Here is a 25,603-nt window from a genome sequence, read left to right as displayed (position 1 = left end):
CGACCAACTCCACGACCCGCTAACCTCCTCACAGGCCCACCACTCCGGAGTTCGCCCCGGAATCCCGCAAAGTTGAAGCGAACTCCAGACCAGTGGCGGCGAGCTGGTGTTCGCTGGCGGAGGCAACGGTGTGGAAGCCGACGCGGTGGGATCCGGCCAGCAGCAGCGCCTCGCCGCGCTCGGCGGACAGCAGCAGCCGGGCCTCGCCGGCGGTCAGGCCGAACGTGTCGGTGATCAGGTCGATCGCCTGCGGGCTCTGCCGCATCAGGATCTGGGTCGCGGCGTTGTTGACCACCGCCCGCCCGAGGTCGGAGCCGAGCAGGTCGGCGGCGTCCTGGGTGACGACGGCGACGCCGGCCCGCCGTTTGCGGGCCGCCTTCGACAGCCGGTACAGGAACTTCGCGCCTTCGCTGTCCTGCAGCAGCGACCAGGCCTCGTCAACGACGACCAGGCGGCGGGCGCCGAGCCGGTCGGTGTCGACGTCGCGCCAGATCGCATCGAGCGCCAGCAGCATTGCGGGGGCGCGAAGTTCGTCGGGCAGTTGCCGGGTCGACCACACCACCAGGTGCCCGTGGGGTGCGGACGTTGTCGGCCCGTCGAACAGGTCCCTAAACGAGCCCTGCGTCCACGGGGTCAGCCGGGCGGCAAGCAGTTGGGCGGCCGGGTTCGGGTCGCCGGTCAGGGTTTCGGCCAGGTTGCGCAGCAGTGGTGACGGACGCGACCAGGTGCCGGGGTCGTTGGTGATCCCGGCGGCGGCGTAGGTGGCGGTGATCGCCTTGTCCAGGGCGGCGCGTTCCGCCGGCGGCGGCTGCTGCGCCAACAGCACCGCGACAAGGGTGTGCAGAAACAGTGCGCGGCGGGTCAGGGCGTCGGGGCGCCGGTCGGCGGCGGGAATGTCGAGCGGGTTGACACGCACGCCGGCGGCGCCGAGCCGGATCGATGTCGCGCCGACCGCCTCGCACAGCCGCAGGTACTCGTCCTCGGGGTCGATGACCGCCACGACGACCCCGTCGTACAGCGACCGGAGAATCTCCAGCTTGACCAGGTACGACTTTCCTGCCCCGGAGCGGGCCAGCACGACGGAGTTGTGGTTCTCCTGACTCCACCGGTCCCACCACACGACACCGCTGCTGCCGCTGTTGAGCCCGTACAGCACTCCGGCGGGCGGGGTGCCGTCGCCGGGCAGCGGCGCCGGCAGGTCCGCCGACGCCAGCGGGAACGCCGCCGCCAGGGCGTCGGTGTCGAACACCCGGCGCATCGCCAGCCGGTCGGTGCCCAGCGGCAGTGTCGACAGCCAGCCCTGCAGTTGCCGCCACGTCGCCGGCTGGGTGTCCAGCAGCACGCTGGCCGCGGCCGCCCGCACGTCGGCGACCGCCTCGACCAGCTCGTCCTCGGTTTCGGCGTGCACACACAGGTAGTGGCCGGTACGGAACAGGCGGGCGGCGCCGCGGGCGACCCGGTCGGCCAGGTCCGCGGCGTCGTCGGCGGCGGCGTCGGTGAGCGGGTCGCCGAGCCGGCCGTGGTCGGCGTCGACACGGCGGCTGGACTCCAGCCGGGCCCGTTGCCGGCGCAGCCGGGCGGCGGCTGTCGCGGGCGGTACCGGTTCGATGTGTGCGACGACGTCGACGCGGCCCGGCCACGACACGATCGTGTCCAGCCAGGCGACGCCGACCTGCGGCGGATAGCCGGTGACGATCAGGACGGCGGCGAAGCCGTCACCGATGCGCAGGTGCCCGGCCAGGGTGTGCACCGAGGACGGGCCGACGGCGGCGGCGACCTGCCCGGCCCGGTCGACGACGTCGGGGCGGCGGGTGCGTGGTGCACCGAGAAGGGATCTGAACGCGGTTATGGGGTTCACGGGGTTTCCTCCGCAGTTGGGTGGGCGGTGATCGGTGTGCCGGGGGTGGCCCGCGGCCAACTGGCGTCGACGCCGGTGTACGGGTCGGCGGCGGCGGCAACGACCGCGGCCGCGGTGGGCCCGTCCAGCACCCGGGTCCGGCAGCCGAGCCCGGACAGGGCGGCGGCGGTGTGTTCCGCGCGACGCAGCGCCTCGGCCCGTCCCCCGCCGACGGCGGGCGCGACACAGGCGATCGTGACGGTGCGTGACAGCGGGTCGCGGTCGGCGGCGATGTCGAGCAGGAAGTCGGCGTAGTCGGCGGCGGCGTCGGCCAGCGCCGGATGCGGTAGCGTCCGCGCCGCGTCGACGACCCGCTGGGCGTGGCTGGTCAGGTCGACCCGTCGGGCGGAGACGACGACCTGCACCGGGCCGGTCAACGAGTTCAGCCAGCGGCCGTAGCCGCCGACGAGGCCGGCCTGCTCGCTGCTGGTACGCAGGCCGATGTTCACCGTCGTCGCCGCGACCAGGGCGACCGTGCCGTCAGTGCCCAGGTCGATGACGCCGCTGTCGTCGATGGCGTGGGCGGGCAGCCGCAGCACGCCGACCGGGCTACGGTCGCCGAGCGCGTGCGGCGCCCACGCCGGCACGCTCGCCTGCTGCCCGGACGCCGGCACCATCTGGTGTGGGCCGCGCCGGTACCGGATCGCGGCCCACAGCCAGGCGTCGAGCGTGACCCCGTCACGGCGGCCCACCGCCACCGCCGCCGCCACCGCGACCACGGGTACGGCCACGGCGGCGAACGCCGGCAGCGGTATCCGGGCACCGACCAGCTGCCAGCCGAGGTAGACGACCGCGACGGCGGCGGCCACGACCGCCACCTGCCGGGCCGTGAAGCCGTAGAAGATCTTGTCCGGGGCTTCGACGTCGGCGGGAACCCGCGCCGAAACCGGTGGGTCAGTGTCCACGACGTCCTCCTGTCGAGCGATGACGAACAGTGGCCGGCGCCCGCCGGTCACGTACCGGAACGGGGCGGCGGCCCGCCCAGCCCGGCGCGGCGGTGTGGCCTGCCGCGCCGGGCATCTGCGCCGTCGGCGACGGCCGGCCGGCCCGGCGCCAACCCGGCTCACGCGAAGGCATGGCGGTGGCCGGCGTGACCCCGGCCGGGACCGGCAGTCGCGGCGCCGCCGGCTTCGTCGTCGTGCCCGCCGACGTCCGGGCCGCTCGCAGCGCGGGCCGCGGCAGCCGCGGCCGCCAGTACGAGATGACGGTGTCCGCGACCGACCCGCCTGCGGCGTCACGGGAACGGCGCCGACCGCGGCCACCGCCGGCGGCCGCCGCCATCCGCGCCCCGCCACGAACGGCCGGCATCCGGGCCACCCGCGACACCTGGTTGATCACCAGCGCCTTCAGCAGCGTCCCGGGGCCGTGCCCGCCCATGACGTAGCGGCGCATCAGAGCCGGGATACGGACCGTGACCCACAGCAGGCAGGCCACGATGAGCAGATTCACCGTGCCCGTCGGGTCGTTCGGGATACCCAGCGCCGGCAGGTTCGCGTCCACACCGACGAAGATCGACAAGGTGGTGTGCATCGCGAACGCCTGCAACACCGCGGTGGCCAGCACACCGAGCAGCGCCCGCCACCACAGCCTGGCCACACCGTCGGTGTACGGGGTGGCATGGCACGCCAACGCCAGCGGGGCGATACCGACCACGAAGACCAGCACCGCCACCCGGACCAGCCAGGTGACCATCAGCATCGCGGTCAGCACCGCGATCATCAGCCCGATGATCACCGTCAGCAGGGCGTTGGCCGGATCGGTCAACGCGTCGGCGACGACGCGGCGCATCTGCGTGAACGAGTCGCCGGAGGTGACCGAATCGCCGGTCAACGCGGCCGTGACCGCGTTGACGAACTCGATCAAGTGCCGACACAACGGCATCGCGAAGTTCGCGGCCACGAACCCCACCACCAGGCGGGACACCAGTTCGCCGACGCCGTCGCGGCCGGGCACCGTCCGACCGGCCATCACCGCGACCCCGACCGCGACGATCGCCAACACGAAGACACTGTTGACCACCAGCAGCGACCGGTCACTGGCCGCACCGACCTGAGGCAGCACCGTCACGTCCGGGTTCGTGAACGCGGTGCGTGCCAGCAGCCCCCACAACAGCTCGAGGACCGCCAGCACAGCCCGGACCAGCCAGCCGACAAGCTGATCGATCTGCCAGCCGATCACGGCACACCCAGGACGCCCTTGAGGACCGCCAGGATCACCGGCGCGAGAACGGCCAGCGCGTAGCCGACCCCCGCCGACTTCAGCGCATCCTTGGCCCGCTCGACCTCCGACGGATCACCGCCGGCCATCAAATAGCGGGCGCCGCCGATAGTCAGGAACAACGTGGCGACGGCGGCGATGATCCCGACGATCCATCCGGTCAGGTTCCGGATCACCGTCGGCAGATCGGCGACCGCCAGCAGCGCCGGTTCGGCCGCCGACGCCGGCGCGGCGGCCAGCACGACCGAGGCCAGGGCCACGAACCCGGCCGCGGTCACACGAAGCAGTTTTCGGTACATGGATGACTCCCATCTGCGCCCCAACACCTGGGGCACGTGTGAACGGATGAGCGTCACCGCTGGTGCACAGTCGGATCCCGACAACGCCGTGCCGTCGCACGGTCCCGCAAGTCGGTCCACGCGGTCCGCTGTCGCAGCCCGCCTGCCCACCCGGTCGGTGGCGCGGGAACCGCCGCCGACCGGCCGGCCTCGCAGCGATTCCTTGCCTACAAAGGGCCCTCGTTGACCACCCAACGAAGCGGCCGCACGGGCTCGCGCACCCAACCGCGAACCAACACACCCAACCGGTCAGCGGCGCGGCCACCACCTGCCGGCACCATGACCGGGCAACCGGTCCACGCCGGCGCCCCGGCTGGTCGCGTCCGGGCCACAACAAAGTGGCGGGGCGACGACCAAGGTCGTCGCCCCGCCACCGCGCACGATCAGCCTGCTGCGCCCGCCGGCCGGGCCGCGTCGGTCACCTTGCGACCCTTCGGCAGCAGAGAACTCCAGTCCAGCTCCCCGCCACCGATAGCGTCCACCAGACGCCGCTCCGCCTTCCTACGCCAGGCCCGCGCCACCTCCACCTCGACGCCGAGCCTGTCGGCGACGACCTGGACCGACAGATGGTCCAGCCTCGTCCACGCGATCAGAAGAAACTCGTCCGGGTCGATGACGGCCGCCGCCACCGCCCGCGACAGCAGCCAGTCCGGGTGATCCCACGGCTCTGGCGGCGGCGCCGTCCACACCCGCGCAACCCGGACGAACTCCGCCCCCGCCTCCCGGTCACGGGCCTGCTTCACCGCCCGGGCGCCGGCATCGACCAGCCGCCCGCAGATCCGCGGCTCATCCAGGTCGACGGTGCCCAGCCGCTGCAGGAAACCGGCAAGCAACTCCGCGTCAAGGTCGGCGATGTCCCCACGCCAACCCCGGGCGAGCATGCCCGCCGTACGACGCAGACCAGGCATCGCGACCCCGACCGCGGCCACCACCCACGCCGGTCCGTCGCGACGGGCCCGGATCACCAACTCCCGCCACACCAGATCACGTACCGGGCGCGGCGTCGCACTCGAGGTGAGCGTTCGTTTCACCTGGTTCAGCGGCAGGACCGTCGGCGGCATGCCGGTAATCGCCCGACAGTCCAGGGACAGCGGCGTCGGTGGACAGGTCAACAGGTCGAAGGCACGCTCAGCGGCGGCCAGGGGCGTGGACGGCCAAGGCTCAGACATCAGCGATCTCCCGGACTGGGCGGATACGCGGTACCCCTGGCGCGGGCCCACGCATTGACGGCCTCCATCCGCGCACGTCACCCCAACGCGTTGCCCCACCAGCGCCAGCCCGGCCCCGCGCGGCCACTGCCACAGCAGCCTGCGGTCGCCAACCACCAAACGGCGTGACGACACAGATCGGCCCATGCCGGTGAACCCGCCCGTTGGTGCGCCTCAACTGGACAGTTGGCTTTCCATGCCGCCGACGGCCGACACCGGTCGGGTGCGTCGATACAAGACGTCAGCACCGGTTGGGTAACCGGCCGACCACGGCCGCCACATTCCGGTCGCCAGTTGGGCCATGGGTAGACATGAACGACACCTACCCGGGACGGGAACCACACCCGCCCACGACGCAGCCACTACACCCCGCCGTCCCCCGGCCGGCCGCCGACCCGCCCACACCATCCCGGATCTCGGCCAAGCCCCCGGCCGGCGCCGCCGACGCCCTGCCTGGTGACCTGCCCGTGCCCGTCACCATCTGGCACGTCACCGATCTTCACGACCGCGGCGCCCACCACACCGACACGATCACCGCCGAAACCGCGCGGCTGCTCGTCGCCTACTACACCAGCGGCCCCGGCGACGCGATCGTCAGCCTCGGCCACGAGCCCGCCCTCGCCGGAGCGGCCGGCGCCGCCGGCTGCACCTACGTCGCCGTCAGCTCGCCCGCCGACCTCGCCGACCTCGACCACGTCGCCGGCACCGTCCGGCTCCTCGTCCTGCGCTGGCCGCCGCAGCACCGCCAGCTCCCACCCGCAAAGACCGCCACCGCGGAACTGACCGACCTGTTCGCCGCCTGCCGGCTGCTGCTCGCCCACAACGGCTACACCATCGTCGCCGTCACACCCGGCGACGCCGCCACCGACTACACCGCGCACGTCCGGCTCGTCGTCCCGGCAGCCCGCCGAGCCGGCCTCGGCTGGCTGCGGCACATCGTGGCGGTGACACCGGCCGCAGCCACACGGCCTGCCGTTCACGCTCCCCGCGAGACGACCACGCCGGCAGGTGTCGACCTACTGGTGTTCGTCATCGGCGACAGACACCGTTGACCCACACCGCCGAGCCGACCCACGGACAGGTCGGGCACCCCGGCCAGTGTCCAGTGGCCAACGGCTACGAACCCTGGCCGACGTGTTCGCCTACGCCGCCGCCGAAGGCGTGACGCTGCGACTGGACACCACCGAGATCCGGGTCCGCCGACCCGGCAGGCCGGGTCGCGAGGCGTTCGCGCCCGGCGAGACCCGACAGAACACGATCAACGCCACCGTCGTCTCCGACGCCGGCGTGTGAGGCGGTGGTGCGGCAGCTACCGCCCGGACGCATGCACGACGCCACCGCCGCCCGGGCCGAGGGAATCGAACCCCTGCCACGCCTACCCGCAGGTGAAGGTCCTGGTCGACACCGACCATCAGGGCCTGACCAAGACCTACCCGGCCCAGGTCATCGCACCACCGCTGAAACTACGGCCCGCAGCGGCCCAAGCACGCCAGGTCACCCGGGAAGCCGAATGCAACCCCGGCCCACAAACCGCCACATTCCCGCCGTATAGCGATCTGACCTGCGGAGAAACCGCTACGCGATCTTGAGAAGAGATGAACGGACAGATAAGTTCTGTCGCATGTGACCCGGGCCACCGCATGACGGTCCCGGGTCCAGCCCCAAACCAGGAGGACCCTTTGACTACACAGGACGGGCACGCCACCCCCTCTTCCCGCTCCCCCCTGAACCGCCGCCGGATGCTGGCCGTGGCGCTCGGCGGTGCCGCCACCGTCGCCCTGCCGGTCCCGGCCTGGGCCGCGGACGACCTGCGCCCGGGTGCTCTCCGGATGCCCCAGCTCACCCTGGACGACAAGAAGATCGTCCGGCAGGCCTCGGCGAAGCGGGCCCTCAACGACCTCTTCACCCTCTCCGAGAAGATCGGCCCCCGCATCGGTGGCACGGACTCGGAGCGGCGGGCCGCCGACTTCATCGCCCGCACCCTCGACCGGATGGGCTACGACACGACGTTGCAGCCGTTCCCGGTGGCGGACAAGTTCCTCGCCGACCTCAGCTCGCCGACCCGCCTGCCCTGGGACCTCTGCTGGCAGGCCGGGGCCTCCGCGCACGGTGCGCTGGACACCAAGGTTCGCGGCCAGGTGATCGACGTCGGCGCCGGCGCACCGGAGAACTACCCGGCGAACTCGACCGGCCGGATCGTCCTCGTCGACTACGTCGCCGCCCAGCGTGAGCAACTCGTCGCCACCGCCCTGGCGAAGGGCGCGGCGGCCGTGATCTTCCTCCCGGCCGACGCGGTGGCACCCCGGATGGCCTCGGCCTTCTCCCCCACCCTGCCCGGCTCGGCCAGCAACCCGGTACCGATCCCGGTCGTCGGCGTCGCGCAGGCGCAGAAGCACCGGCTGCGTGAACTGGCCGCCGCGCAGCGGCTCGTCCTGGTCATCAAGACCACGGCGCACCGCAACCTGATCTCGAACAACGTGATCGGCGAGCGGGTCGGTTCCCTCGGCGCGGACGGCCCCATCGTCATGGTCTGCGCCCACTACGACACCGTCATCGGCGCCCCCGGGGCAAACGACGACGGCTCCGGCACGGTGCTCGCCCTGGAGTTGGCCCGGGTGCTGAAGAACACGCCACTGGAGGCGACCATCCGGTTCGCCCTGTGGGGTTCCGAGGAGCAGGGCCTGATCGGCTCCCGGTACTACGTCCGGCAGCTTCCGCAGGCTGAGCGGGACCGCTTCCTCGCGGTCTACAACAACGACATGGTCGCCACGAGCTGGGACCCGGCCACGAAGTACTGGCTGCTGTCCTTCACCGGCGAGGCGAACCGGGCCACCAACGAGGTCGCGGCGGCGGCCACCCGACTCGGGTACGAGCCGCGGATCTCCCCGGTCACGCAGCGTGGTTCCAGCGACCACCAGTCGTTCCAGGAGGTCGGCATCGCCAGCGCCAACTTCTCCTGGCGGGGCGAGGAGTCCCCGGCGCTGCTGGAGCCGCCGTACCACAGCCCGGAGGACACCATCGAGAAGAACATCAGCCTGGAGCGTCTCCAGGTGTCGCTGGAGCTGATCGGCGCCGCCACCTTCGCGACGGCCCGGGGCTGACCTCCGGTCGGGTGGCCGGTGAGCCCGCCCGGCACGGAAGCACCGGTACCGGGGTGGGACGGCGTGCCGTCCCACCCCGCGGCCTGTGGATCTAGCGGAATCTCTCTGCGTCAAGGCGTTGGCAGTAGCCCCGGACCTGCTGCCGACACCGACACGCAGGCACTGGCCCTGGCGGTGGTCGGGGTGCTGCACCACGTCGCGCCGACCGGTGCGAGCGGCCCGGCGGCCGACACCCGGATCCGCCGCGCGATGGCCGCCCTCACCGCCGGCTTCCCGGCCGTCACCACGACCTGATCACAGACCCCGCCGGGACGAGTGTCGCCAGCCCGCCGGCCGGGACCGCCCGCCGGCGGGTGTCCTAGATCGACGTGGTTGCCGCCTCGCGGGCCGTCCGGCTGCCTCGAGCGCCTCGCGTCAGCCTGTCGCCTCGGTCAGGTCACGCAGCAACTCGGAGGCCGAGACCGGATCGAGTTCCCCGAACGTAACGTCATGCGGGTCACGCCACTCGTCACCGCCGGCGCGACAGATCCACACGTCCTCGAACGTCTGCTCCGGATGATGGTCCGGAGCCCCCATCATGATGCCCGGGACGAGCGCGACGACGACCCGGCCGCCGTCGGGCAGGTCGCACTCCATCCGATGCTGGCGGCCGCCGTCCTCGCCGCTGCGCCGCCAACCCCGCCGTTCCAGCGCGAGCAGCCTGACCGTCGACGCCTTGACACCGTCGAACCGGGCCAGCCGGACCGCCGACCGTTCATCGACGGTCAACCCATGAACCTCACGTCCGAGCTGCGGAAACGGCTGCAGCAGCTGATAGTCGTCGAACAGGTCGGCCCAGGTGGACACGTCGGCGCCGAGCTGCACGGGGTGGGCGACGCCGACACACGCATCGTCGGCGACCGTGATCGTCTCGTCGTCGAGATCGGCGAACGTACGGTCCTCGGCGACCCGCAACGCACCGACAACCTCGCCCGACGGTTTGAACAGCGCCCAGACCAGCCTCGGCACCACCCGGCCGAGCACCGGATGGTCCACCAGCAGTTGCCGGAACTCGGCACCGGTCCAGCGCCGCTGGCGCACCATCGCCTCCTCCAGGCGGTGCACCTGTCTGGTGAACGCGCGCAGCCCCTGGCGCAGCGCGGCGAACCGGTCCAGCGCTGCGGCGGCCAGCTGCGGGTCGTCGGCCGCGGCGGGCTTCGGCAGCCCCTTACGGTGGCTGCCGTCCCCATCGGTGATCAGCGGCCTGAGCTGCTCGTCGAGGCGCACGACGAACCGGCGGGGACCGTAGTCGAGCACGAGGGTGCCGTCCGGGCCGAGGCCGAGATCGGGCACGAGCCGGTCCGCGAGCTGCTCAGCCGACAGGCCGCGCTGCTGGGCCGCCTCCTGCAGGTTCGCCGTCGCCCGGGCGCGGACCGCCTTCGCCTTCACAGTGGTGGCGATGCTGTGCAACTGCAGCAGCGCCGCCTCGGTGCCGAGCCGGGCGAGTGCGTCCAGGCCGGCGGCGGTGCGCTGGTGGGCGCCCTCGTGGGGCCATCGCCGCACCACGGCGCCGAGACGTCCGGCGGTGGTGTCGTCGCCGAGCAGGGCCTGCGCGTTCAGCGTCCACCCGTGCGCGGGCGCTGCGTCGGCCCGCAGCCAGCGCTCCAGCAGTTCCCACGCGAACGCGGCGAGGCTGTCCGGGGTGCACGCGCCAACGACCACGGCCAGCCCCGCGTACGGCTCGTCCGGCTTGGAGATCGCGAGCATCGTGACGACGTGCCCGGCCGCGTCGGGGGACAGCACGCCGGTGCCGTCACGCAGCCGGACGGGAGGCATCGTGGCCACGTCGACCCAGTCGGGCAGTCGCGGGATCCGCGCCGGGAACCCGTCGAGCGGGTCTGCGTCGAGCAGGTCGGTGATCGCGGCGGCGGCCGGCGGGCCGTAGGACGCGGCGGCGGCCAGCACGGTGTCCCGGTGCCCGGCCCCGGCGATCGCGACGAGCGCCCGCTCGGCCTGCCGGCGGGCAACTCCCGGCTTCGACAGGGCCACCGGGACGAGGGCCCGCGCGGCCGCCGCCGGGTGGCGGCGCAGCCACGCGAGGGCGAGTTTGTGTACGGTCTTCAGCCGGGCCAGCCAGTCGGCCATCAACAGCGCGATGTCCGGGCTGGTGAACCGCGCCAGCTGCGGGCCGGCCTCGGCCGGGCTGCGCCGGGCGATGTCGAGCACCAGCGGGTAGGCGTCCACACCGAACCGGGTCGTCAGGCGGGGCAGCCACCAGGCAAGCCCCCACAGCTCGCGCGGGCGCCAGACCGCCAACAGCGGTACGGCGATCTGCGGCGGTTCGGTCTCCAGCACGTGCCGGGCCTGCCAGTCCACGGCGGTCCCGGACCGGATCTGCGCCTTGACCAAGGCCGGGTTGACATCGTGGCGCAGGTCGACCGGATCGATTCGAACCCGGTCGGCGGAATCCGGATGGAACTTGGGCTCGTCGGCGCAGCGCAATCCGGTCAGGACCACCGGTCGGGGCGTCTTGCGCCGCACCGTCCACGGGGGCGTGACCAGAAGTGCAGGCAGGGGCTGCGCGGGTGCCGTCGGTTCGGTCGGCACTGCCCTGGCGGCGTGGATCCGGGCTGATGCCGCGGCGGGCAGGCCGGGCGGCAACTCGTCGGCGAGGCCGGGATGCCGCAGCAGGTGTCGGCGCAGCAGGTCGTCGGTCTTCGGGGCCGTGGCGAGCAGCCGCAGCGCCCGGTGCGGGAACCGGTCGGCGGCCGCCACGACGGCAGCGGCCACGTGCCTGTCGTTCAGCCTGTTCAGCAGCAGCTGGAACGGGTGGTCACCGGGCAGGGCCGCGACCACTGACAGCAGCACCCAGCGGGTGGCGGCGTCGGCGTAGAAGTCGTCCAGCCAGTGCACGAACAGGTCCGCGCCGGCGGCACCGAGCCCTTCCGCGACCGTGTGGAGCATCCGCGACGAGAACAGCGCGGCCCGGACCGACACCGCGAGGGCATCCTCGATCAGGTGCACCTGGGCGACCGTGGTGGCCGAGGCGAGCAACAACAGCGCCGAGGAGTCCTCGATCCCGGCCAGGGCGCGGACGTCCGCGTCGACCCAGTCCTCCCGGCCCGGGACGAGGAACGAGGTGACGATCCGCTGCCGCAGCGACCCGTCGCGATACCCCGACAGCGCCGCGACCGCCGCCGTGTACTCGTCGGTGGACTCGCACGCCAGCGCTGCCCGTACCCGGCCGAGGACCTGCTCGTGGCCACGTGCGAGCCAGTGGCTCCCGATCACCTCGCCACCCTCGCGGTCCCGGTGGACCGGTCCCGAACGCGACCAACCGCCGTAGCCGAGCCCAGCCAGCTCCGCCGCCGCCCGCACGGCGAACATCAGTCCGTGCCGGCCGATCCAGGCGTCGGCGATCGGCTGGTAGTCGGGGTCGCGCCGGTCGGCGAACGCGATCAGCGCCGTCGCGACCGCCGCCGCACCCAACGGCGTCTCCTCGCCGGTCTCGTCGAACCATGCCAGCCCGGCCGACGCCACCTCGGCGGGGGTGTGGTGGTGCCGCAGCGCGTCACGCACCGACGGGCGCTGCGCGACGAGCCTGCGAAGCGCGTTCTGCCAGTCCGGATCCGGCTCGTAGCCGACCGGCGCGCCGTCGCGACGCGGATGGATGCTGCGGTACCACGCCCGCGGTATCACCAGCTGGTCCTCGTCGGTCATCCCCGTACGCCTCCCTGTGCGACCGGGCGACACGGTAGCGACGACCACCGACAGAACCGGGCCTGCTTCCCGGCCACCTGGGACCTGGTGGCGGCGTCCCGGCCGGCACCCCTGCCCGCACCATCCAGAGCACCGCCTCGGTGCTTTCGGCGTCAGCCGGCAACGCCGTCGCCGCCGGGGTCAGCGTCGTGCCCACCGCCGGTATGCCGCGATCCACTGGCTGCCGGTCGGAGCGGGGTCCGGCAGCGGCAGGTCCAGGATGCCGATCGCCTGGCGTATCCCGGCTCGCTCGCACACGGCGACGATCCGGCCGTCGTCGGTCAGGTCGATCCGGTCGACCGAAACCGCGACACCCAGCACCTCGGTGGTGAAGGGCAGCGCCAGGTGCTCCTCAAGCATGGTGTACAGGCCGGTGAGCTGGTCATCGTCGTCGTACGCATCCACGGTCGCGAGCTCTATCAGAGCATCGAGTTCGGTGCCGCTCCACCGCGGTCCCCGGGGCGGCACCTATACCTCGGTGGGGCGGGCTGTTCGACCCGTCCCGGACAGGTCGAGGTCAGGAAGGTCGGCCAGGAACCGGTCCGCGTCGGCGACGTCGACCAGAGAGTTGTCGGCAAGCCATTCGACGGCCCGGCGGACGGCTCGCCTGCCCGAGAACCCGTGCCACATCTGGAGCAGGTGCGGGTACTCGTCGTGGAGTTCGTCCCTGAACCGGCGAAACGCACCCCGGCCCTGGATCGCACGGGCCAACCTGTCCCCGGCCCGCTCGTCGGCGATCCCGTCGACGAAGTCCGCCATGTCCCGATACCACACACGCGACGGCAGCGGATCGATCCGGACCAGGTCGCAGTCGTCGAGGTCCGGATCCGGGTCGAGGTCCGAAGACCCGAACGTGATCTCGCCGGTCACGGGGTCGATGAGCCAGAACTGCTCATAGCCGTCCTGGCTCTGCAGCGCCGTGACGATCTCGTCGAGGTCGAGGTCCACAACCCTCAGCACGGGCGGTCTCCTGTTCAATCCGTCTCGGGCGTCGTCGGGGACGGGTGAGCGTCGTGCCAGGCCTGGATCACCTCCGGGCGCAACCGACCGCGGTCGGGCACGTCGATGCCGTTGAGCCGCGCCCAGACACGAATCTGCCTGGTCGACGGCTGCGACCCGACCGGCGCGGCAGTGGTGGCAGGTGTGGGCCCGTTCCCTGCCCGCACGGCGGGCGCCTCGCCGACGGCCCAGACGTGGGCGGCGGCAAGGAAGCGGTACACCCACTCCTCGGCGAGCTTGCGGGTCTCGCAGAAGACGATGGGCACGTTGGGCCAGGCCACCTGCACCTCGGCCAGGCCGTCGGCCACCACCGCCGGCCGCACCCGCGTCAACGCGTACACCCGCGAGTAGCGATCCTCGACCACCAGCGCGGCCCGGGGCAGCGCGGCCAGGTCCGCGAGCGCGAACTTCAACTTCCCGGACGTCAACGAGGCGACCAGATCGGCCAGGCTCTTGCGCTCCACCGCGGCCACCAGGCGACCCTGGTGTTCCAGGCCGTAGTCGCCGCAGCGCAGTGCCCGCCGGGTGACCGTGACGGGTTTACCGGCGAACGTGTAGGCGTACCGCTCGTGCGAGTCTACGACCACCGGCAGATCGGCCAGCCCGGCGGCGCGGGCGGTGGGCGTGTTCACCTGCGGCCTGGCCTGCTTGCGGGTGCGCGGAGACTGCCAGAACACCACCTCGCGGCCTCGCGCGGTCGTGTAGACGATCTGTGACCGGTTCTCCCGGCCACGGTCGAGGACCAGGTCGATCGCCGCACCCCGGCGCACGCACGACCGCACGGGCACCCGCTCGACGATCTCCGGGGTGTCGGGCCACTCGTCGGCCCAGACCGGGTGCAGGTACACCGCCGTTGTCCGCGGCCACGTGTCGCGCGCCCGGAAGACCAGTCCGTCGCCCAACGGCACCTTCAGCAGGTACGGCAGGGTCGATGCCTCGTCCGGGTTCCTGGCGATCAGCAACTCCACGCGTCCAGTGTTGCTCAGCCGACCCGCGGGTTCCCCGCCGACCGGGTGACGGGATCATGCGGCGCCGATCGCCGGAGCTGTGAAGAGGCGACCACCCGCCCTCGCGCGCGGCATGTCATGGGTCGGGCATAGGCTCCTCCTGTGGAGGGCAGCCTGTGTCATCGATCGACGAGTTGGTGCGACGCAGTGTGACGCTGAAGCGTGAACTGCTCGACTATGCGCGCAAGCCGCGCTTCGACCGCGCGTTCCGGCAGGAGATCAGAGCCCGGTTCGGACGGGTCGTCGTCGTGGAGGACGAGGGCGAACTGTCGAACTTCTTCGACTGGTTCGTCCAGCAGCACCGCCTGCACGACGGGCGCACCGTCATCGACCTGTTCGTCGAAGCCCATCCCGCACTCCCCGAGGCCGAACGCGAGTTCCTCCTTGGCTGGCGTGACGTACGCGAGGGCGTCTTCGAGGTGACCGGGCGCGATGGCCCTGTCCTGCACACCGTGAATCTCGTCGACGACCTGCCCTACCGCATCCGCACCAACACCGACGAGCCGACCTTCGACAAAATGCCGCCAGGCTCGTTCATCGGCAGCCGCATCGTGCCCGTGCACGACGACTGGCTGCTCAGCGGCGCTACCGCCCGCTACTCCGCCCAGGACCGGGCCAGCGCCTACGGTGCGGCGATCCGGCTCGCGACCGAGCAGCCCGCACTCGTCTTTTACAACCCGCAGCGCCTGGCCCGCGCGTGGGAGCTGCAACGCGCCCAACACGCCGCGTTCGTCGCGCACTTCGGCAGCGACGAGGTCACCCTCGGCGTGGACGAGGTCGACAAGGCCATACGCGGGTACTGGGACGCCTACTCCGGCGAACCCGGCACCGCCCCGCCGACCGACCTGGACTGGCTCGACTACTCGGCCGAGACCGTCGGCGTGATCTACGACCCGCAGACCGGCCTCGGCATGTACGCCGACTACGCCCTCGCCGAGCAGGCCTTCGCTGACCCCGATCTCATGCGCCGCCGCCGGTACAAGGAGATCGTCCGGGCGTACCTGCACGATGACACCGTCGACCCGGTCCCGCTGCAGCGGCTCGCTGCCCGCTACCCCGACAACGCCGATCGTGTCCTGCGGGCTGCCACCGGCAAACCCGCCACGACCTGGCACGAACACGGCGAACAACTGCTACGCGGACAGAAGTCCGACTGGTACGCCAGCAGCCATCTGCCCCGGCTCACCGTCCTCAGCGACCGCCTCGCCGCGCATGTGCGAGTCGGACTGCACGAATAGCGCCGACCGGACGGCGGCGAGCCGTATGAACCAGCCCGCCACACGAAACGCACGGACTTGTCACCCTCGCGGCCGCTGGCCGCCACCCGGGTCAGCGCGGGCGGGGCAGCCGGCGGGCTCTCTCCCGGCGGGCCGGGGTCGCCGGGTCGGCGACGGTGCCGGCGCTCTGCGACCGCGACCCGACCCGCACACCGGTGTCCAGGGCCGCAGCGACCCGGGACAGGGCCCTGTCACCGGGCCTGGCGGCGAGGTGGAAGTGGGAGACCTTCGACGGCCGCAGGTCGCCGCCCCAGACGACCGTGCCGTCGCAGTCGAGCAGAATGTCCCGCACGATCACCTCGTGGTGCGGCCAGAGTCCCTCGCTGCCGCCGAGCGGATACGCGGTCGGGTGCAAGGCGACGGCCGTGCCGGACAGGTGGTTGGACTCGAAGTCCGCGCCGACGACCCGACTGGTGACGTGGCCGGTGATCCCGCCTCCCTCGCCCGTGTCGAGCGGGGCGATCTCGTAGTGCCAGCGACGGGCGACGTGCAGCAGCACCACGGCGGCCGGGCCGGAACGCAGGGCCACCGAGGTCGACGATCCCTCGACCCGGTGGTCGGTGATCGCCTTCGGATCGATCGGCCAGCCGTTGGCGGACACGCCCCGGGTCCACTCGCCGGTGACGGCGGCGTGGGCGCCGGCGCCGGGCGTCAGGGCGAGTACGCCGACGCCCGCCGACGCCGCACCGAGCAGGCTTCGTCTGGTGACCATCGGAACTCTCCTCACTCGCCGTTGTCCAGGGTGGTGACGCCGGGGTCGGACCCGTCGCGCCAGACGTTGTGGTCCAGTCCCCAGCCGGGCCGGAAGTCGTACTCCCGAATCTGGTTGAACGACCAGTTCGCCGGCAGCGGGAAGCCGAGGTTGCCGGAGAAGCCCCACGACATGCCGGAGACGAACGACCAGCGGGCGCCGACCTCCCGCGAGATCCGGTTGCACACGTTGCGCGAGCCGTAGACGCCGAAGAAGTAGCGGTTGCCCAGTTCGGTCAGGGCGGTCCTGACCCCCTCGAAGTACGGCCGGACGTTGCTGTCGATTTCGGCGTCGAGGGCGTCGTAGTCGACCGCGAAGTAGATGCAGGTGCCGGCGGGAAGGCTGTACTCGACGGCCTTGTGGTGGGCGGCCCGGCCCTGGTCGTACCCCTTCTCGTAGGTGAAGTTCATCAGCTGGGTGCCGTTGTACTGGAAGATCGGGTAGAGGCGCAGCCCGGCGTCGAGGATGGTCTGCGGCTCGGTCGGTTTGAGGGCTTTGCCGAGGTAGAACGGGTCGCCGGGGGGAAGGTGTTCGTCGAGGTAACGGCCGACGATCCGGTAGCCCGCGGCGACGAGTTGCCCGCCCCGGGTCGCGGTGATCTCGGTGATGCAGTCGCAGCCGGTGGCCGGCCGGTCGGTGTCGCCGGAGGAGACCAGCAGCTGCGCCCAGGTCGTGTAGTCGTTGGTGCCGGTCACCGGGATCTGGGAGAACCGCTGGAATGTCCGCAACCAGTTCAGGTGGGTGCTGGTGGCGGTGTCGGTGCCGATGTCCTCGGGCCGGTAGCCCAGCGGTGTCCCGGGGTTGTCGGGTGACACGGTGGGCGAGTTGAAGTAGCAGGCCGAGCGGAACAGGTAGCGCAGGTCGCCGGTGAGGGTGCCGGAGCCGACTGTCCGCAGTCCGGTCTGGGTGCCGGGGCCGAAGTATCCGTTGATCGAGGCGGACGGGATGCCGATCTCGTGCTGGATGGCCATCATGAGTCCCTGCTGGACGTCACGGGAGTAGATCCCGTCGCAGGGCACCAGGCCCATCGCGGGGATCCCGATCCCGGCGACGTACCGGGAGTTCAGCCGCCGCTGGATGGTCTGGATGTTGGCGTCGCCGCCGGGCACGAGCTGGAACTGGTCCATCCGCAGCATCGCCTTGAGGACGTGCGGCCACATCGCGTGCCGCATCGTCTGGTTCGAGTACGACAGTCCGGCGTCGGCGTACAGCTGCTCGATCGCGGCCTGCGAGTCACCGCTCCAGGTCCCCTGCTCGGTGGAGGTCCAGTAGCCCTTGCACCACAGCGCGCCGTTGTAGATCCGGATCAGGTTGGCCCGGAACTCCTGCTGCGGGAGCAGGTTGCGGGCGCGGACCGCGTTGAAGGTGCCCGGACCGAAGTTCTGCACCGTCGGGGAGATGCCGAGTTCGTGCTGGAGGCCCTGGGTGAGGGACAGGACCGTCGACCAGCCGGTCCGCCCGTCCTCCGGACACCTGAGGTATCCGGGCGCGTTGGCGTAGGTGACGTTCGCCCACTGCTGCGCCCGGTAGATGTGGATGTCGGCAAGGCCGGACCACGCGACGGCGGGGTCGATCGTCGACCCGGCCCGGGCGTACATGGTGAGGTTGCCGGGGCACTCGGTCTCGCCGTGTTGGTACGAGTGCGGCAGGATGCGCGGGCCGGTGCGTCTGGGTGCCTCGGTGCGCAGGTGGTCGATGAGTGACCGGAAGGCGCGCAGCAGCGGCTCGGCGGCGTAGTGGTTCGAGCGCATCAGCGCGCAGATGGAGTAGAAGCCGGCGTTGCGGCCGAGGCCGTCGATCCTGGGGGCGGTGCCGGAGTTGGCCTCGCCCCGCTCGTATCCCCGGCCCTGGTAGATGTTGCCGTGCTGGCAGACGAGGAAGTTGTAGCCGATGTCGCCGTCGAAGTCGGCGCTGTTCCAGTGCGACTCGTAGATCTCGGCGATGTCCCGCTGGCAGTCCTCCTCGGTGTCGTAGCTGCGGGCGAACGGGTTGAAGGGTCCACGATGGTGGATGAAGACTCCCCCGACGGGGTCCCATTCGCGTCCGGTGGTCGGCACCGGGGCCGCGGAGGCGTGCGCCCGCCGTGGCTCGGAGACGTACTGGCCCCAGGTGGCGCGCGGACGGATCGTTACCGGCATTCTTCCCCCGTACTGCTGGCGTCGTGGCGATGTGTCGCGTGCTCATCGGCGGACGAGTCGGACCGCGGTGGCGATCGTTCCGCCGGGCCGAAGGGTGGTCGGTGGCTGTGCGGCCGGCCCGCCAGGCAGGCTGGGGACCAGGGCCGGAGCTTGATCGAGTAGCGCCAATCGTACGGACAGTTAGCAGCGATGTAAATCTCTCGATGTTGTCGGCGTCGCTACACGCACCACGTGTCGACCTGGGTGTAGAGCACTGAGGCCGTGCTGGCCTTCACGCACCGGTCAGGCGAATAGATCATTCGGCTCCACCAGTAGGTGCCGTTGGTCGCGCTGTAGTCCTGTGTGTAGCCGGTCCCCGGCTGAACTGCCCGAACGAACGAGAAGGCACCGTAGTTCACCCTTGCCCAGTTCGTCTGACAGGTCGGCGACCACCGCAACTCGACCTCGAGGCCGCCCGACCAGGGGATGCCGGCCGAGGCAACGGTGTAGGCATCGACCGAACACTTCGTCTCCTCCGGGTCCCGGCCAGAACACCAGTCGCCCCAGCATCCGACTTCGACCTTGCCTGCGAGGGCGGGCCGTGCCGGCACCAGTGTGCCCGTCGTGCCGACCACCGCCGCCACGAGCAGCACCACGAGCCATCGGCTCAGGGTCCGCCGCTTCGGTTCTCGCGCCATCGGCGACTTCACTGTTTCCGTGGATACGGTCTGCATGGAGCGCAGCGTATGGACCGCGTTCGGCGCGACGACGACACCTTGCGCCTTCGAAGGCGGATGCAACGGCTGTTGATGCATGATCACGCGCGTGGTAGCGGGCGGAACGGACCACGGTCGGCGCGTAGGCGCCGAGGCACGGGCAGGTGGTCCGGAGCGCCCGGCCTCTCCCGCAACATGTCCCTGGTCGGCAGCGAGACCCGGTTTGTTATTCGCATGACCGGCTGGACCCGAGTTCGTAACACCCTTGACATAGATCTTGAGATGCAACAAGATCGCTCCACCGCCTCGCCTACCTCGATTGGCGGACCTGAGTAGTTATACGCATAACAAGGAGTCTCATGGGAGCGGGTCGAGCAACCCAGGCCGACGTGGCACGCCTGGCCGGCGTAAGCCAGGCGACCGTCTCGCTGGTACTCAAGGGCGACGGCAACCGCGTCGGCGACGACACCCGCCGACGGGTGCTCGACGCGATCAACAAGACCAACTACTCGGCCAACCCGGTCGCGCAGCGCCTGGCGGGCGGCCGCAACCAGATCGTCGGCGTCTTCACCTACGAACCGGTCTTCCCCCGTGGAGGTGGCGACTTCTACCACCCGTTCCTCATCGGGATCGAAGGCGAGGCCGAACAGTGGGGATGCGACCTGCTGCTGTTCACCAGCGCACAGGTCGAGCACGGCCGCCGCCGGCTCTCCGGCAAGGCCCGCGCCCACCTCGGCATCACCGACGGCTGCCTGCTGCTCGGCCACAGCGAGGACAAGCAGGAACTCGTCCACCTCCTCGACGACGGCCTCCCGTTCGTCTTCGTCGGCCGCCGCCAGCTGCCGAACAACGCGGACCTGCCCTACGTCGGCGCCGACTACGTACGGGCCACACACGACGTCGTACGCCTGTTCCTCGCCCAGGGCCACGAGCGGATCGGCTTCGTCGGCGAACTCAGCGACCGCGAGTCGATCCTCGACCGGCTCACCGGCTACCGGGCCGCGATGCGCGACGCCGGCCTGCGACCCACCTCCTTCGATCCCGCGGACCTCACCCCCGACGAGATCCTCGACGTCGTGCTCGACAACCGCCTGACCGGACTCGTACTCGCCGAGGCACACCGCGCGGAAGGGCTCCGCGCCGCCGCCGCCCGACGAGGGCTCACGGTGCCGGCGGACCTGTCGATCGCGATCCTGGGCCAGCCCGAGATCGCGGTCGACAGCGCCGCGCACAGCGGCCTGAACTGGTCGGGATTCCGCATCCCGCGCGAGGAGATGGGCGCCCAGGCCCTCCGACTGCTGGTCGAACTCATCGGGGGCCACGGCGACACCGATCGCCACCGGCTGCTCCCCTGCCGCGTCGAGACCGGGCAGACCGTCTGCGCCCCGGCCCCCAACTGACTGCCGCGAAAGGAACCTTGACAGTGGACAACTCCCCCCGACTGTCCCGGCGACGCCTCGTCGCCGCCGGTGTCGGCCTCGCCGCCACACCCCTGCTTCCCGACATCGCCTCGGCGGTCCCCGGTACCGCCACAGCCCCAACCGCCGCCCACTGGGACCCGACCGTGTTCGGGTCCGTCATCACCACCCCGCCGCACGACCCCACCGCCGTCGTGCTCGGCTCCCCCGGATTCGACACGCACGCCGACGGCGTCGGCGACGACACGCAGGCGTTGCAGGCCGCCATCGACGAGGCGTCCCGCCGCGGCATCGCCAACAAGCTCGGCGACATCCTCGGCGGCGCACGAAACTTCCCGCACGGCGACGGCGGCGGGGTCGTCCTCGTGCCGCAGGGCACCTACCGGCTCTCCGCCCCGGTCAACGTCTACGACTCCGTACGCGTCGTCGGCGTCGGCGCCCGCCGCCCGCTGTTCCTCCTGGGTGCGCACACCCCCGGGTACGCCACCGGAACGATCAGGGACATCTTCGCCTTCCGCCGCCGCCCGGTCGGCGGCCCGATCGCGTACGCGAACAACGACACGTTCGGCTCCGCGCTGGTCAACGTCGACATCCGCATCGGCCCGGGCAACACCGACGCGGTCGCCGTACGGTTCGGCGGCGCGCAACTGTGCCTGCTGCAGGACATGGACATCGACGTCGGCGACGGCCACACCGGCATCGACCACAACGCGAACATCATCCAGCGGGTACGGGTGACCGGCGGCGAGATCGGCCTGCACGCGTACGCGGCCTCGGCCGGCTGGCAGACCACACTGCTGGACTGCCGGTTCACCGGGCAGCGCCGCGCCGGCGTGGTGATGTTCAACGACGCCAAGCTCGTCGTGGTCCGCACCGCCTTCGACGGCATGCCGCGCGCCTTCGAGAGCGCGCAAGGGCAGTGGCAGCACCTCTACATCCAGGACTCCCACTTCCAGGACGTCCGCGACGTGGCGGTCGTACTCAACAACAGCGACACCATCCCCGGCGCCGACAACGACCTGATCCGGTACAGCAACCAGCTGACGCTGCTCGACTGCACCGCCGCCGGCACCCGGGACCTGCTCCTGCTCGCCCAAAGCGGCCACCGCACGAGTACCCGGTCGGCGTCGACCCGCATCCGCGAACTGACGTACGGCCTTCGGGTGGAGCGGGCGTTGAGCCGGCACGAGAAGCGCGCCGACGGCGTACACGCCGACCTCGCCGGGGCCGCGCCCGCGGCCCAGATCCGCCGCACGCTGCAAACCGACGTACCGGCCCTGCCACCGACCCGCACCTGGGTCAGCGTCGCCGACGTCGCCGCCGAGATGGGACGCAGCATCGGCACCGGCGCCGACGACCTCGAGGTCTTCCAGGCCGCGGTCGACCGCCACGACACCGTCTTCGTCCCGATCGGCCAGTACCTGTTCAGCGACACGCTGCACCTGGGCCGGACGACGAACCTGATCGGCCTGCACCCCCGGCAGACCTGGCTGCTGGCCGCCGACGGGCACCCGAACTTCAGCGACCCGGGCAAGACACGCCCCCTGGTCGCGACACCCTGCGGCGGCCGCAACACCGTGACCGGCATCGGCCTGGACACCGCACAGCAGACCGCCGGCTCGGTGAACCTGCTCTGGCAGTCCGGAACCGGCTCCTACCTGGCCGACGTCACGACACAGTTCGTCAAGTGGCACCCGGCCGACGTCGCGTCCGGCGACCCCGGCTACACCTACCGGGGCGCGCACAAGTACGGCATCTGGGTCCGCGGCGGCGGTGGCGTGCTCGCCAACGTCTGGAGCGTCAACGGCTGGGCCGACAACGGACTGCTCATCGAGGACACCAAGGTTCCGACCCGGGTGTACGAGGTCTCCGTCGAGCACCACGAGACCCGCGAGGTGGTGCTACGCGACGTGTCCAGGTGGCAGTTCCTCGGCCTGCAGACCGAGGACCACCTGTACGGGTGGCGGTCGCAGGCGGTCGAGATCGAGGACTCCAACGACCTGCTGTTCGCCAACTCGGTGCTGTTCCGGGTGGCGACCGTCCTCGGCCCGCACCCGTACGGCGTCAGCGTCCGAAACAGCAAGCGGATCGAACTGCGCGGCAACCGCGGCTACCGGGACAAGACCCCGGAGTTCACGCAGTGGGGGGTGGCGGTCACCGACCACGACACCGGGCGTTCGGTGCCCGAACTCGAGTTCACGCTGATCGAGATCCGGTGACCGCCATGATCAGTCGCCGCGGTCTGCTCACCCTGGCCGGAGGTGCCGCCATCGGGGCGTACGCGGGCGGCGCCAGCCCGGCCGTGGCGGGGACGGCCGCCGCCGTCGCCGCCGACCTCGTCCCCGCCTCCGGCGCCCACTTCGGCGCCTACGTGTACGCCGGCAACAACACCGGCGTCTCCCAACCGGAGGCACTGGAGTCGAAGATCGGCCACGGGCTGCGGATCAACCACAGCTTCCAGCACGCGGGGACCGGGGCACCGCTGACCCGCATCCAGCAGGACATCGCCGCCGGGCGCATCCCGATGATCTCCTGGGGTGCCGGCAACGAGGCACGCCTCCGCCAGATCGTTGACGGTGTACACGACGCCGAGATCGACGGCCAGGCCCAGCTTCTGGCGGGCCTCGACGCCGCCGTGTTCCTACGCTTCACCTGGGAGTTCGACCTGCGCTACACCGACACGGCACTGTTTCGGGACACCTGGCGGTACGTGCACGGCAAGTTCGCGCAGGCGCCGAACGTGGCGTTCGTGTGGTGTCCGACCTGGCGGGCGTACCGGGAGACGTTCAAGGCCGAGCCGTTCTATCCCGGCGACGACCACGTCGACTGGATCGCCGCCGACGGCTACGCCCGACCGAAGCCGGACAAGCCCGACTACCACTACCGGCCGTTCGACCTCATGTTCGACACCGCGCACGCCTTCGCCGTCGCGCACGGCAAACCGTTCATGGTCGGCGAGACCGGCGTGCACCGCGACGACGTGGCCCCCGTCCAGGCCGCGTGGCTCGACGCCACCCGGGCGGTGGTCAAGAGCGACTACCCGAACCTGAAGGCGTTCCTCTACTTCCACCGCGACGGCGACGACATCGACAACCGTTGGCGGGTCACCGTCCCCGACGGCGGACCCGCGCAGCTCGCCTTCGCCGGCTTCGCCGCCGACCCCTACTTCAACCCGCCGGGACCGTGACACCGGACCCTCGCGCCGGCCAGCCCTCCCGGTCACAAGCGGGCCGGAAGTCGGCCACGGGGGGCCAGGCGCGTCGGCCGTCGTCGAAGGCCGCGTCACTTTCGAGGAGTCGGGGCGGTGGTCACGGGTCAGCGGGTGTAGACGGCGTCGGGGTCGTAGCGGGCCCCGACGCGGCCTGTCCGGTCGAGGTTGTCGCCGTCAACGTGGCGTCCAGTCCGGGTCCCGGCCGATGAAGCCGAGCAACCTGGTCTGCGCGTCGGCGTCGTCTCGCACCGGCACCCGGGCACCGAACTGCCCGGACGACCGCATGACCTGCTCGATCGGCTCCATCCCGGCCAGCAACTCGGCGCAGAAGTCGGAGTCGAGCCGGTCGTCCTGGCCGGTGGCCCGGGCGAGGTCCCAGGTGTGCATGAACACGTCGGCGGTGTAGAACTGGTCGATCGCGCGGTCCAGCGGCACCTCGCCGAGATGTGGGTTGCTCAGAACCAGGTCGGCGGTCGCCGGGTCGTCGAGCAGCGCCTGTACGGCCTGGCACTGTGCCTGCCACGCGCCGACCGGATCGTCGTCGACGCTCGGTCCGCCCGGCAGTTGTCTGCCGCTGCCGGCGGCCAGAAACGCGGGAAACCACTGCGTCAGGTGACGCACCACGTCCCGGGCGGTCCACCCGGTGACCGGCGAGGACACGTCCCACGACCGGGCACCCCGGACGCGGTCGGTGAACACCCGGCTGATCTCCCGGTGCCGCTCGGCGGGCCGGTCAGGCAGTGCCATCGGCGAGCATCTCTTCGAGCTTCGTGTAGCCCTCGTTGACCCCGACCTCCATGCCGCTCCTCAGCCATGCGTCCCGACCCTCGAAACTATCCACAAGGGACTGGGTGCGCAGCCGGGTCCGGCCGTTGCCGAGGTCCTCGAACCACAGCGTCTCCAGGGCCACACCGTCGGGGTCGCCTTCGTAGGTGAACGTCTGCACGATGCGGTCCGGCCGGACCTCGTGGAAGCAGCCGCGAAACGCGTACTCTTCCCCGTCTCGACTGGACACGAACCGCCAGCTGCCGCCGGAGCGCGCGTCCCACTCCTCGATGCGCGTCCGCAAGGAACTCGGGCCGATCCACCGCGCGAACAGCTCGGGATCCGTGTGCGCCCGGAACAGCTGCTCGGGCGTGCCCGCGAACTCGCGCACGATCCGAATGATCGGCACGTTCGGGTCGGCCTCGATCCTGGTTTCGGCGATGGTGCTCATGCCGCGGTTCCCTCCTGCTGGTCGTTGCCGGTCTCGTTCAGTTGCGCGATGACCTCGTCCAAGCGGCGGTAACGCTCCTCCGCCTGGCGCCGGTAGCGCTCGATCCACCTGTCCATCAGGTCGAAGACCTCCACCTCCAACCGCACCGGCCGAGGCTGGGGCCCCGGCGGCCGGCTCACCACCCCGGCGTCCTCGAGCACCTTCAGGTGCTTGTAGACCGCTTGCAGCGAAATCTGGTACGGCTCGGCGAGCTGGTGCACGGTCGCGTCGCCGGCCGCCAGCCGCGTCACCATGTCACGCCTGGTCGGTTCCGCGAGTGCCGCGAAGATCCGGGACAGCCCGTCCGCCGTCATCTCCACCTCTTCCGAGCAGTTTCAACCATCTGGTTGAAA

22 protein-coding genes are annotated in these 25,603 nt (G+C 71.3%); 7 read left to right on the top strand and 15 right to left on the bottom strand.

Translation table 11 applies throughout. The features are described 5' to 3' along the window. Nucleotides 1-28: 28 nt before the first annotated feature. The 5 genes from AB0I42_RS20755 to AB0I42_RS20735 form a co-directional block, all read right to left on the bottom strand. The gene (locus tag AB0I42_RS20755) at nt 29-1,750 is read right to left on the bottom strand and encodes an ATP-binding protein (RefSeq protein ID WP_357539179.1); all 1,722 of its coding nucleotides are present in this window, start codon (nt 1,748-1,750) and stop codon (nt 29-31) included. A gap of 104 nt (nt 1,751-1,854) precedes the next feature. After that, nucleotides 1,855-2,802: a PrgI family protein gene (locus AB0I42_RS20750; protein WP_357539173.1), complete on the bottom strand. Its 948-nt coding sequence runs from the start codon at nt 2,800-2,802 to the stop codon at nt 1,855-1,857. Continuing rightward, complete coding sequence (locus AB0I42_RS20745; protein ID WP_357539172.1) at nt 2,792-4,075, bottom strand: conjugal transfer protein TrbL family protein; 1,284 nt, start codon at nt 4,073-4,075, stop codon at nt 2,792-2,794. Before AB0I42_RS20745 ends, AB0I42_RS20750 begins: the two co-directional genes overlap by 11 nt. Then, entirely contained in the window at nt 4,072-4,413 is a 342-nt protein-coding gene (locus tag AB0I42_RS20740; RefSeq protein ID WP_357539171.1) for a pilin, read from the bottom strand. Before AB0I42_RS20740 ends, AB0I42_RS20745 begins: the two co-directional genes overlap by 4 nt. A gap of 422 nt (nt 4,414-4,835) precedes the next feature. Further along, a complete protein-coding gene (locus tag AB0I42_RS20735; RefSeq protein ID WP_357539170.1) occupies nt 4,836-5,621 on the bottom strand; it encodes a hypothetical protein in 786 nt (261 codons plus the stop codon). Between the two features lie 350 nt (nt 5,622-5,971). On the opposite strand from AB0I42_RS20735, the gene AB0I42_RS20730 reads away from it, so the two are divergent. The 3 genes from AB0I42_RS20730 (at nt 5,972) to AB0I42_RS20720 (ending at nt 8,761) form a co-directional block, all read left to right on the top strand. Next, nucleotides 5,972-6,712: a hypothetical protein gene (locus tag AB0I42_RS20730; RefSeq protein ID WP_357539169.1), complete on the top strand. Its 741-nt coding sequence runs from the start codon at nt 5,972-5,974 to the stop codon at nt 6,710-6,712. 82 nt (nt 6,713-6,794) lie between these two features. After that, nucleotides 6,795-6,953, top strand: coding sequence for a hypothetical protein (locus AB0I42_RS20725; RefSeq protein WP_357539168.1), 159 nt, complete (start codon nt 6,795-6,797; stop codon nt 6,951-6,953). Nucleotides 6,954-7,339: 386 nt separating this feature from the next. Next, nucleotides 7,340-8,761: a M20/M25/M40 family metallo-hydrolase gene (locus AB0I42_RS20720; RefSeq protein ID WP_357539167.1), complete on the top strand. Its 1,422-nt coding sequence runs from the start codon at nt 7,340-7,342 to the stop codon at nt 8,759-8,761. A gap of 414 nt (nt 8,762-9,175) precedes the next feature. Here AB0I42_RS20720 and AB0I42_RS20715 read toward each other — a convergent pair whose 3' ends face one another. The 4 genes from AB0I42_RS20715 to AB0I42_RS20700 all read right to left on the bottom strand — a co-directional run bounded on the left by AB0I42_RS20715 (nt 9,176) and on the right by AB0I42_RS20700 (nt 14,466). Then, nucleotides 9,176-12,460, bottom strand: a complete 3,285-nt coding sequence (locus tag AB0I42_RS20715; RefSeq protein ID WP_357539166.1) for a DUF4132 domain-containing protein — start codon at nt 12,458-12,460, stop codon at nt 9,176-9,178. Nucleotides 12,461-12,640: 180 nt separating this feature from the next. Next, nucleotides 12,641-12,904, bottom strand: a complete 264-nt coding sequence (locus tag AB0I42_RS20710) for a hypothetical protein (protein ID WP_357539165.1) — start codon at nt 12,902-12,904, stop codon at nt 12,641-12,643. 63 nt (nt 12,905-12,967) lie between these two features. Further along, a complete protein-coding gene (locus AB0I42_RS20705; RefSeq protein ID WP_357539164.1) occupies nt 12,968-13,459 on the bottom strand; it encodes a UPF0158 family protein in 492 nt (163 codons plus the stop codon). Between the two features lie 14 nt (nt 13,460-13,473). Further along, nucleotides 13,474-14,466: a histone-like nucleoid-structuring protein Lsr2 gene (locus AB0I42_RS20700; protein WP_357539163.1), complete on the bottom strand. Its 993-nt coding sequence runs from the start codon at nt 14,464-14,466 to the stop codon at nt 13,474-13,476. Between the two features lie 155 nt (nt 14,467-14,621). Here AB0I42_RS20700 and AB0I42_RS20695 point away from each other — a divergent pair, with 155 nt between their 5' ends. Beyond that, nucleotides 14,622-15,743 carry a hypothetical protein gene (locus tag AB0I42_RS20695; RefSeq protein WP_357539162.1) on the top strand — a complete coding sequence of 374 codons (1,122 nt, stop codon included), beginning with the start codon at nt 14,622-14,624 and terminating at the stop codon, nt 15,741-15,743. A gap of 91 nt (nt 15,744-15,834) precedes the next feature. Here the strand turns inward: AB0I42_RS20695 and AB0I42_RS20690 are convergent, their stop codons facing one another. The 3 genes from AB0I42_RS20690 to AB0I42_RS20680 form a co-directional block, all read right to left on the bottom strand. Next, entirely contained in the window at nt 15,835-16,494 is a 660-nt protein-coding gene (locus tag AB0I42_RS20690; RefSeq protein WP_357539161.1) for a hypothetical protein, read from the bottom strand. Nucleotides 16,495-16,505: 11 nt separating this feature from the next. After that, the gene (locus AB0I42_RS20685) at nt 16,506-18,671 is read right to left on the bottom strand and encodes a glycoside hydrolase domain-containing protein (RefSeq protein ID WP_357539160.1); all 2,166 of its coding nucleotides are present in this window, start codon (nt 18,669-18,671) and stop codon (nt 16,506-16,508) included. Nucleotides 18,672-18,889: 218 nt separating this feature from the next. Next, nucleotides 18,890-19,465 carry a DUF2690 domain-containing protein gene (locus AB0I42_RS20680; RefSeq protein ID WP_357539159.1) on the bottom strand — a complete coding sequence of 192 codons (576 nt, stop codon included), beginning with the start codon at nt 19,463-19,465 and terminating at the stop codon, nt 18,890-18,892. A 260-nt stretch (nt 19,466-19,725) separates the two neighbouring features. On the opposite strand from AB0I42_RS20680, the gene AB0I42_RS20675 reads away from it, so the two are divergent. Genes AB0I42_RS20675 through AB0I42_RS20665 form a run of 3 tightly spaced genes read left to right on the top strand, consistent with a single transcriptional unit; the run spans nt 19,726 to nt 23,971 of the window. Next, nucleotides 19,726-20,766, top strand: coding sequence for a LacI family DNA-binding transcriptional regulator (locus AB0I42_RS20675; protein WP_357539158.1), 1,041 nt, complete (start codon nt 19,726-19,728; stop codon nt 20,764-20,766). A gap of 23 nt (nt 20,767-20,789) precedes the next feature. After that, nucleotides 20,790-23,003, top strand: a complete 2,214-nt coding sequence (locus AB0I42_RS20670; protein WP_357539157.1) for a glycosyl hydrolase family 28-related protein — start codon at nt 20,790-20,792, stop codon at nt 23,001-23,003. Between the two features lie 5 nt (nt 23,004-23,008). Beyond that, on the top strand, nt 23,009-23,971 hold the full coding sequence (locus AB0I42_RS20665; RefSeq protein ID WP_357539156.1) for a hypothetical protein: 963 nt from the start codon (nt 23,009-23,011) through the stop codon (nt 23,969-23,971). Nucleotides 23,972-24,169: 198 nt separating this feature from the next. Here AB0I42_RS20665 and AB0I42_RS20660 read toward each other — a convergent pair whose 3' ends face one another. The 3 genes from AB0I42_RS20660 to AB0I42_RS20650 are packed head-to-tail and all read right to left on the bottom strand — an operon-like array spanning nt 24,170 to nt 25,564. Then, on the bottom strand, nt 24,170-24,742 hold the full coding sequence (locus tag AB0I42_RS20660) for a TIGR03086 family metal-binding protein (protein WP_357539155.1): 573 nt from the start codon (nt 24,740-24,742) through the stop codon (nt 24,170-24,172). Continuing rightward, nucleotides 24,729-25,211, bottom strand: a complete 483-nt coding sequence (locus AB0I42_RS20655) for an SRPBCC family protein (protein WP_357539154.1) — start codon at nt 25,209-25,211, stop codon at nt 24,729-24,731. The genes AB0I42_RS20660 and AB0I42_RS20655 overlap by 14 nt, the downstream gene beginning before the upstream one ends. After that, nucleotides 25,208-25,564: a metalloregulator ArsR/SmtB family transcription factor gene (locus AB0I42_RS20650; RefSeq protein ID WP_357539153.1), complete on the bottom strand. Its 357-nt coding sequence runs from the start codon at nt 25,562-25,564 to the stop codon at nt 25,208-25,210. The genes AB0I42_RS20655 and AB0I42_RS20650 overlap by 4 nt, the downstream gene beginning before the upstream one ends. Nucleotides 25,565-25,603: the final 39 nt, after the last annotated feature.

Source organism: Polymorphospora sp. NPDC050346 (genome assembly GCF_040655695.1).
Taxonomy (GTDB): domain Bacteria; phylum Actinomycetota; class Actinomycetes; order Mycobacteriales; family Micromonosporaceae; genus Polymorphospora; species Polymorphospora lycopeni.
The sequence above is the reverse complement of the archived record's forward strand: the minus strand, read 5'-3'. Positions and strand labels throughout refer to the sequence as shown.

Excerpts from the sequence above, each read along its gene's own strand:
- AB0I42_RS20740 (WP_357539171.1), bottom strand. The coding sequence starts at position 4,413 with ATGTACCGAAAACTGCTTCGTGTGACCGCGGCCGGGTTCGTGGCCCTG.
- AB0I42_RS20735 (WP_357539170.1), bottom strand. The coding sequence starts at position 5,621 with ATGTCTGAGCCTTGGCCGTCCACGCCCCTGGCCGCCGCTGAGCGTGCC.
- AB0I42_RS20730 (WP_357539169.1), top strand. The coding sequence starts at position 5,972 with ATGAACGACACCTACCCGGGACGGGAACCACACCCGCCCACGACGCAG.
- AB0I42_RS20715 (WP_357539166.1), bottom strand. The coding sequence starts at position 12,460 with ATGACCGACGAGGACCAGCTGGTGATACCGCGGGCGTGGTACCGCAGC.
- AB0I42_RS20690 (WP_357539161.1), bottom strand. The coding sequence starts at position 16,494 with ATGGTCACCAGACGAAGCCTGCTCGGTGCGGCGTCGGCGGGCGTCGGC.
- AB0I42_RS20685 (WP_357539160.1), bottom strand. The coding sequence starts at position 18,671 with ATGCCGGTAACGATCCGTCCGCGCGCCACCTGGGGCCAGTACGTCTCC.
- AB0I42_RS20680 (WP_357539159.1), bottom strand. The coding sequence starts at position 19,465 with ATGCATCAACAGCCGTTGCATCCGCCTTCGAAGGCGCAAGGTGTCGTC.
- AB0I42_RS20675 (WP_357539158.1), top strand. The coding sequence starts at position 19,726 with ATGGGAGCGGGTCGAGCAACCCAGGCCGACGTGGCACGCCTGGCCGGC.
- AB0I42_RS20665 (WP_357539156.1), top strand. The coding sequence starts at position 23,009 with ATGATCAGTCGCCGCGGTCTGCTCACCCTGGCCGGAGGTGCCGCCATC.
- AB0I42_RS20660 (WP_357539155.1), bottom strand. The coding sequence starts at position 24,742 with ATGGCACTGCCTGACCGGCCCGCCGAGCGGCACCGGGAGATCAGCCGG.
- AB0I42_RS20655 (WP_357539154.1), bottom strand. The coding sequence starts at position 25,211 with ATGAGCACCATCGCCGAAACCAGGATCGAGGCCGACCCGAACGTGCCG.
- AB0I42_RS20650 (WP_357539153.1), bottom strand. The coding sequence starts at position 25,564 with ATGACGGCGGACGGGCTGTCCCGGATCTTCGCGGCACTCGCGGAACCG.